We start from the raw sequence: 6,194 nt of genomic DNA, 5'->3' as shown, positions 1-6,194 counted from the left end.
GCCCGGGTCGCTCGCGGCCCGGGCCAGGCGCGGGGGGCGCCCGCCGGGGGAGCCGGGGCGCAGCTCGGTGGAGGCGTGCGGCCCGATCAGGGCACGGCGGCCGGTGTTGTACTCCTCGGAGAGCAGGTCCTCCAAGGGGACCGGGGCCGGGCCGGCGTCGCCGTACCAGGCCTCCCGGTCGGCCATCGCCAGCTTGCTCGCCTCCAGCAGCAGGTGCAGGTACTCGGGGTACGCGGCGGTCTCCTCGGGGGCCAGCGCGCGGGTCCCGCCGGCCCGCCCGCCGCCCGCCTCGGCGAGCAGGTCGGCGGGGGCGTCACCGAGCAGCGCGAGTTGCTGGAGCAGCACGGGGCCCTGGCTCCAGGGGCCCGGCTTGCAGACGGTCCAGTCGCCGTGGTCGTAGCGGGCGGGCTCCTCGTAGGAGGCGGCCCAGCCGGTCAGGTCGTCGCCGGTGAGCGGGGAGGCGTGCCTGCGCCCGGAGGAGTCCATCGCGGGACGGGCCGCGTGGGAGACGAGTGCCTCGCCGATGAAGCCCTCGCGCCAGATCCGGCGGGCGGCGTCGATCTGCCCCTCGCGGTGCGGGGAGGCGGCCTCGGCCTCGGCCAGCAGGCGCCGCCAGGTGGCGGCGAGATCGGGGTTGCGCAACAGCCCACCGGGGACGGGGGCGCGCCCGGTGGGCAGGTACACCTCGGCGGATGAGGTCCACTCGGTCTCGAGGAGTTCCCGCACACCCTCCACGGTGCGGCAGACCTGCTCCACGACGGGGTGGCCGTGTTCGGCGTAGCCGATGGCGGCCTCCAGCACCCTGCGCAGGGGGCGGGTGCCGTGGTCGCGCAACAGCGTCATCCAGGCGTCGAAGGCACCGGGGACGACCGCGGACAGAGGACCGGTGCCGGGCACCAGTTCCAGACCCAGCCCGGTGAAGTGTTCGATGGTCGCGCCCATGGGGGCCGGCCCCTGGCCGCACAGCACCCGCACCGGGCCGCCCGAGGGGGCGAGGATGATCGGCGCGTCACCCGCCGGGCCGTTGAGGTGGGGCTCGACCACGTGCAGGGTGAAGCCGGCGGCCACGGCCGCGTCGAAGGCGTTGCCTCCCTCCTCCAGGATCGCCATCGCCGCCTGTGAGGCGAGCCAGTGGGTGCTGGAGACCATGCCGAAGGTGCCCTGGAGTGTGGGACGCGTGGTGAACATGCCGGGGAGCGTACGCTTTTCGTATGAGCGGAGACGAGACGGCCCCCCGGTCCGGGGGCGCCCCCGGTGGTTCCCGCCGACCGGCGACGGGGCCCTCCCGGCCTCCGGTGGCCCTGCTCAGCGGCGCCGGCATCTCCACCGACTCCGGCATTCCGGACTATCGCGGGCCCAACGGGGTGTGGCGGCGGGACCCGGAGGCGGAGAAGCTGGTCACCCACCACCACTACGTCAACGACCCGGAGATCCGCCGCCGGGCGTGGCGGGTGCGGCTGACCGGTCCGGCGCGGCACGCCCGTCCCAACGCCGCCCACCGGGCGATCGTGGACCTCGAGCGCGCCGGGGTGCCGGTGCGGGTGATCACCCAGAACGTGGACGGCCTCCACCAGGCCGCCGGGCTGCCCGACCGCAAGGTGCTCGAACTGCACGGAACCGCCCGGCTGTTCGAGTGTGTCGACTGCGGTGCGCGCGGTCCGATGGCCGACGCGCTGAGCCGGGTGGAGGCGGGGGAGGAGGACCCGCCCTGCACCCTCTGCTCGGGCATCCTGAAGTCGGCCACGGTGATGTTCGGCCAGTCCCTGGACCGGGAGGTGCTGGGCCGGGCGGTGGCCGTCGCGGCGGCGAGCGGGGTGTTCGTCGCGGTGGGCACCAGCCTGCGGGTCCAACCCGCCGCGTCCCTGGCCCGGATCGCCGCGGAGGCGGGCGCCCGACTGATCATCGTCAACGCCGAGCCGACCCCGTACGACGCCCTGGCGGACGAGGTCATCCGGGAACCGATCGGCCGGGCACTCCCGGCCCTCCTGGCCGACCTGACCGCCTCGACCCCGGACGGGACGGCCCCCACCGGCCGGGAGTGACGCCACCCCGCCCCTCACCGGATTCCCGGGGGCTCCCGGGAGCCCGATGGGGAGTCGCCCCGGCGCACACGACGGGCCGCCCCCGTCGACGGCGGTCGACGGGGGCGGCCCGGACATCGTGCCCCCATCCGCGGCGGGGGCGTGCCCGTGTGCTCAGATCTTGCCGCGCCAGGTGCCGGTCTCGGCGCCGCGGGACTCGATGAACTCCTTGAAGTTGTCCAGGTCCTGCTTGGCCTTGCGGCGGACGAGGCCCATCTTGTCACCGACGGCCTCGGTGAAGTTCTCCGGCGCGTACTCCATCTGGAGCATGATCCTGGTGTGGGACTCGTCCAGACGGTGGAAGGTGACGACACCGGCCTGCTTGGGGCCGTTGCGGCTCGCCCAGGCGATCCGCTCGTCCGGCACCTGCTGCGTGATGTCGGCGTCGAACTCCCGCTGGGTGCCGGCGATGTTGGTCACCCAGTGGGTCCGGCTGTCCGACAACTGGTCGACCCGCTCCACCCCGCTCATGAACTCGGGGAACTCCTCGAACTGGGTCCACTGGTTGTAGGCGGTGGTCACCGGGACGGCGACGTCGATGGACTCCTCGATGTGGGACACGAGCGCTTCTCCTTGGTCTGGGCGATCTCGGTGCTACCGGTCGATCGAGGGCTCCCGACCGACCGTGATCCGTTCGGGGACCCCTCGGCCCCGCATCCGTTCCCGCCGGCCCGATGGGCGCCCGGGAAGGACGCCGGACCTGCTTTCGATGCTCCGAAAGGGCGGCACCGGCAGGGCCGGTGCGTGGATCCCCGGGCATTCGCCTCGCGAATGCGATCGTCTTTCTTCCGTTGTGGCCGGTGATGTGCCGGCGCGCTCCGACCCCGCCCCGAAAGCCCCGGAAATCCCCGAAAGCCCCGGAAAACGGTGTCGGTGGTTCTTTTCCCCGCCTACCCGTGCGCTCCGCCGGGAAACGGGAATGTCACGACACCCGGGGTGGTGTTCCTCCGCGCCCGCCCCGGGGAATGCCGCGGGAATCCTCCCGGCTGTGACGGGGAGGGCTGGTCAGAGCAGGGAAATCGCGTAAGCGAAGAAGAAAGCGGCGATGAGCACGGCCACCACGATGACCAGTGCCAGAGGGGCGGCCGCCCATCCCTTGGTCGGGTTGTGGGTCTCCCGCGGTCCCGCCTCGCTCATACTCCCCTCGGCGGGTGGGGTGTCACCGGGCACCACCGAACCACCCGGCTCCATGCCGGGGGTCCGGTCCGGATCCGGGTCCGGGTTGTTGTCCCGGTGCGGTTCCCCGGAGCCGCGGCGCTCCGCTCCTGGCGTCATCGTCCTCGTCCTCCGTCTCGTTCCGGCGGTCCTCGCCCCGATGCCGCTCCGGCCCGGTGGGCGCGGTGTCGGACCGGCGCCCCCGGTCCCCGGGCGGACGGCCCGGCGGTCGATCGGGTACGGACCTCCTTCTGTGCGGGTGACCGGCGCGGGTGATCCCAAACCCGCCCGACCGGGGGAAACCGGGGGAAGAGGCGTGAATCGGGGCCCGGGACGCCTTCCCGGCCCCGGCGGCGGACGTTTGGACCGCCGGGCGGGGGAGCGCCCGACCGCCGAATGTCGTGGCCGGATCCCGGGCGGGTCCCGGTTCCCGCCCGGGGGTCGAACACCGGGACGAGCCGCCGGTAGGGTCCCGGCCATGAACGACGACGCGCGCACCCTGCTCCTCGCCATCGCGATCGCGGCGGTCGCCGCGGCCGTCCTGGGCTGGTTCCTCCGCGGTTGGCTGTACGAGCGCGACCTGAGGCGCAAGCAGCGGTTCTTCGGTCTTCCGGACAACTCCGAATGCCTGCTGGTGGTCAGCCGGGAGGCCGGGGCGGACGGGGCCGTGGCGCGCAACGACGTCTTCGCCCTCCTCGAACTCGCGGCGCTGATCAAGAACTGTCGGTCCCACGCACGGGTGATATCGGGGGAGACCGCCCAGCGGGGTTTCGGGGAGCGCACCGAGTTCTGTCTGGGTGGCCCGATGGGCAACCGCCGGTCCGCCGCCCACCTGCACAGCCTGCTGCCCGGCGTCTTTGCCAACACCGACGCCGAGCCGGGGCCCGATCGGGGGGCCTTCCTCATCGGCACCGAGCGGTACCGCCTGGAGAACGGTTCGGTCGAGCACGTCCTGCTGGCCCGACTCACCGCCGGTCAGGAGGGCAGGCCGGTCTTCCTGATCTGCGGTCAGCGCTCCATCACCCACCAGGCCGCCGCCCGCTACCTGGCGCGTCACCACCTGCGGTTGGCCCGCAAGTACGGCGGGTCCGGCAATTTCGTGCTCCTGCTGAAGGTCGTCAACTCCCAGGCGTACGGTCCCGACGTGGTGGAACTCGTCGCCGACGTCACCACCACGGCCCTGAGCCCCCGCCCGAAGCTCACCACGAGTAAGGAGGACTGACGCCGCGTGACGTAGCCTGGTCGCGGTCGAAACCCTGGTGGTGTGAGAGGGGATCAGATGGGTGACACGCGACCGGTCTACCAACGCATCGCGGATGATCTGCGGCGCCAGATCGACGAGGGGGTTCTGCCGGTGGGGGCACGCATCCCCTCCCGCTCGGAGCTCAAACGGGTCTACGGGGCCAGTGATCAGACGGTGGACCGGGCGGTTCGGGTCCTCAAGGCGGCCGGGTACGCCGTCGGCCGGTTCGGGCGCGGCGTCTTCGTGGGTGACCGCAAGCCGATCGGTTCCCTCGTGAGGGGATCGGTGGCGGTCGACTCCCCACTCGCCGCCGAGATCCGCGGCGGCCCCCGGGGGACCGTTCGCGGCGGGTCGGTACCGCTCCCCGGCCCGGTCGGCCGGCGCCCGGGGCACCTCCCGACCGCCCTCGCGAGACCCCCGGTCGCGGAGGGCGACGTGGCGGAGGGTTTCGGGCTCCTCCCCGTACCGAGGGGTGAGGCGTCCGCCGAGCGGGTGCCGCATCTGGTGTGGGAGGCCACCTCCACCGCCACGGTCGCGCCGCCGGCCGTCGCCGAGCGGCTGGGCATCACCACCGGTGAGCGGGTCATGTGCACCCGTTACGAATACCTCGCGGACCGTTTGCCGCTCCAACTGGCCACCAGTTGGGAGCCGCTGGCGCTCACCGGCGAGACCGACATCTGCTGGCCCGAGCGCGGTCCCTACGCACGCCGAGGGGTACGCGGACGGTTCGCGGCCATCGGCATCCGGGTCGTACGCGCCCGCGAGGTGGTCGCCTCCCGACCGGCCACCAGCCCGGAGGCCGAGGTGCTGGGCTGCGCGCCCGGCCAGTGCCTGACGACGGTGGAACGAACCCACTACGCGGCGGACGGCCGACCGGTGGAGACCTCGGACTCGGTGCTGCGCGGCGATCGCTGGCGGCTGGAGTACGACATCCCCCTGGCTCCCGAACCGGTCGCGCCCCCGCCGTCGGTCGGCGCGCCGACGGTCCGGGGGCCGCGCCCGGCGGAACGACTCGCCGGGCTTCCGCGCCCCACCACCCGCCGGGCACCGACGGGTGGCGACGAACCGGCGGGCTCCGTGTCGCGCTGAACGGGCGGGGCGGCCCCGATGGTGTTCCGGGGCGCGCACCGGGGGCACCGCCGGGGTTCCCGCTCGCGCTCAGCCCTCGGCCGCCTCGGCGTACACCCGGGACAGCTCCGGAACCCCGTTCTCCGCCCATTCCCGGCCCAGGCGTTCGACGTCCATCCGGCGCCCGGAGGCCAGGGCCACCTCCGGTCCACCGTCCTCTCCCGGCGCCCAGCGCGCGCCGGGAAGGGAGCGGACGATCACCGTGCCCAGGTACAGGCCGGCGTCCGTGGCCAGTGCCGGCAGTTCCTCGGGGTCGTCGCGCCACAGCGGTGGCAACTGATCGAGCAGGGCGAGGGATTCGGGGTCCCCGGAGAGCGCGATACCCCGGGTGGCGGCGCGTTCCCGCAGCAGGGGGCACTCGGAGAGCAACTCCGCGACCCCCTCGGCGTCGTAGCCGCGTGCCGCGCCGCCGGGGGACACGGGTGTCGCCGGGCGGCGCCGTCGGTGCGCGAAGGGGAACCTCATACCGTGAAGGGTGACACCGGAGCCCCCGGGTCGGCCGGCGGCACGACCGAGCCGGAGGTGTCAAAAGGCGCCGAAGAGGGATCATCCGGGGAAAGCGGATGGGGCGGTGGGTACCGGGGAGG

At 73.7% G+C, this 6,194-nt stretch carries 6 protein-coding genes and 1 pseudogene; 3 read left to right on the top strand and 4 right to left on the bottom strand.

Annotated elements, in window-relative coordinates; all coding sequences use genetic code 11:
* On the bottom strand, positions 1–1,188 hold a 1,188-nt coding region (locus tag FNQ90_RS09570; RefSeq protein ID WP_182605971.1), incomplete at its 3' end, for a gamma-glutamyltransferase family protein.
* 23 nt (positions 1,189–1,211) lie between these two features.
* Between FNQ90_RS09570 and FNQ90_RS09565 the strand changes: the two genes are divergently transcribed.
* Positions 1,212–2,042, top strand: a complete 831-nt coding sequence (locus FNQ90_RS09565) for an SIR2 family NAD-dependent protein deacylase (RefSeq protein ID WP_182605970.1) — start codon at positions 1,212–1,214, stop codon at positions 2,040–2,042.
* Positions 2,043–2,195: 153 nt separating this feature from the next.
* On the opposite strand, the gene FNQ90_RS09560 is transcribed toward FNQ90_RS09565, so the two are convergent.
* Entirely contained in the window at positions 2,196–2,642 is a 447-nt protein-coding gene (locus FNQ90_RS09560) for an SRPBCC family protein (RefSeq protein ID WP_143618872.1), read from the bottom strand.
* Positions 2,643–3,086: 444 nt separating this feature from the next.
* Positions 3,087–3,356 (bottom strand): DUF6480 family protein, encoded by a 270-nt coding sequence (locus FNQ90_RS09555; protein WP_143618874.1) that lies wholly within the window; start codon positions 3,354–3,356, stop codon positions 3,087–3,089.
* Between the two features lie 358 nt (positions 3,357–3,714).
* Between FNQ90_RS09555 and FNQ90_RS09550 the strand changes: the two genes are divergently transcribed.
* Positions 3,715–4,458, top strand: a complete 744-nt coding sequence (locus FNQ90_RS09550; protein WP_143618876.1) for a hypothetical protein — start codon at positions 3,715–3,717, stop codon at positions 4,456–4,458.
* 57 nt (positions 4,459–4,515) lie between these two features.
* A pseudogene (locus FNQ90_RS09545) lies at positions 4,516–5,412 on the top strand (GntR family transcriptional regulator); the annotation flags it as partial.
* A gap of 225 nt (positions 5,413–5,637) precedes the next feature.
* Here FNQ90_RS09545 and FNQ90_RS09540 read toward each other — a convergent pair.
* Positions 5,638–6,072: a DUF6278 family protein gene (locus FNQ90_RS09540; RefSeq protein WP_153426779.1), complete on the bottom strand. Its 435-nt coding sequence runs from the start codon at positions 6,070–6,072 to the stop codon at positions 5,638–5,640.
* Positions 6,073–6,194: the final 122 nt, after the last annotated feature.

Source organism: Streptomyces alkaliphilus, assembly GCF_014141535.1.
Classification (GTDB): domain Bacteria; phylum Actinomycetota; class Actinomycetes; order Streptomycetales; family Streptomycetaceae; genus Streptomyces; species Streptomyces alkaliphilus.
The sequence above is the reverse complement of the archived record's forward strand: the minus strand, read 5'-3'. Positions and strand labels throughout refer to the sequence as shown.

Bases quoted from the DNA above. Each gene is read 5' to 3' on its own strand.
- FNQ90_RS09540 (WP_153426779.1), bottom strand. From the start codon at position 6,072: ATGAGGTTCCCCTTCGCGCACCGACGGCGCCGCCCGGCGACACCCGTG.
- FNQ90_RS09555 (WP_143618874.1), bottom strand. From the start codon at position 3,356: ATGACGCCAGGAGCGGAGCGCCGCGGCTCCGGGGAACCGCACCGGGAC.
- FNQ90_RS09565 (WP_182605970.1), top strand. From the start codon at position 1,212: ATGAGCGGAGACGAGACGGCCCCCCGGTCCGGGGGCGCCCCCGGTGGT.
- FNQ90_RS09550 (WP_143618876.1), top strand. From the start codon at position 3,715: ATGAACGACGACGCGCGCACCCTGCTCCTCGCCATCGCGATCGCGGCG.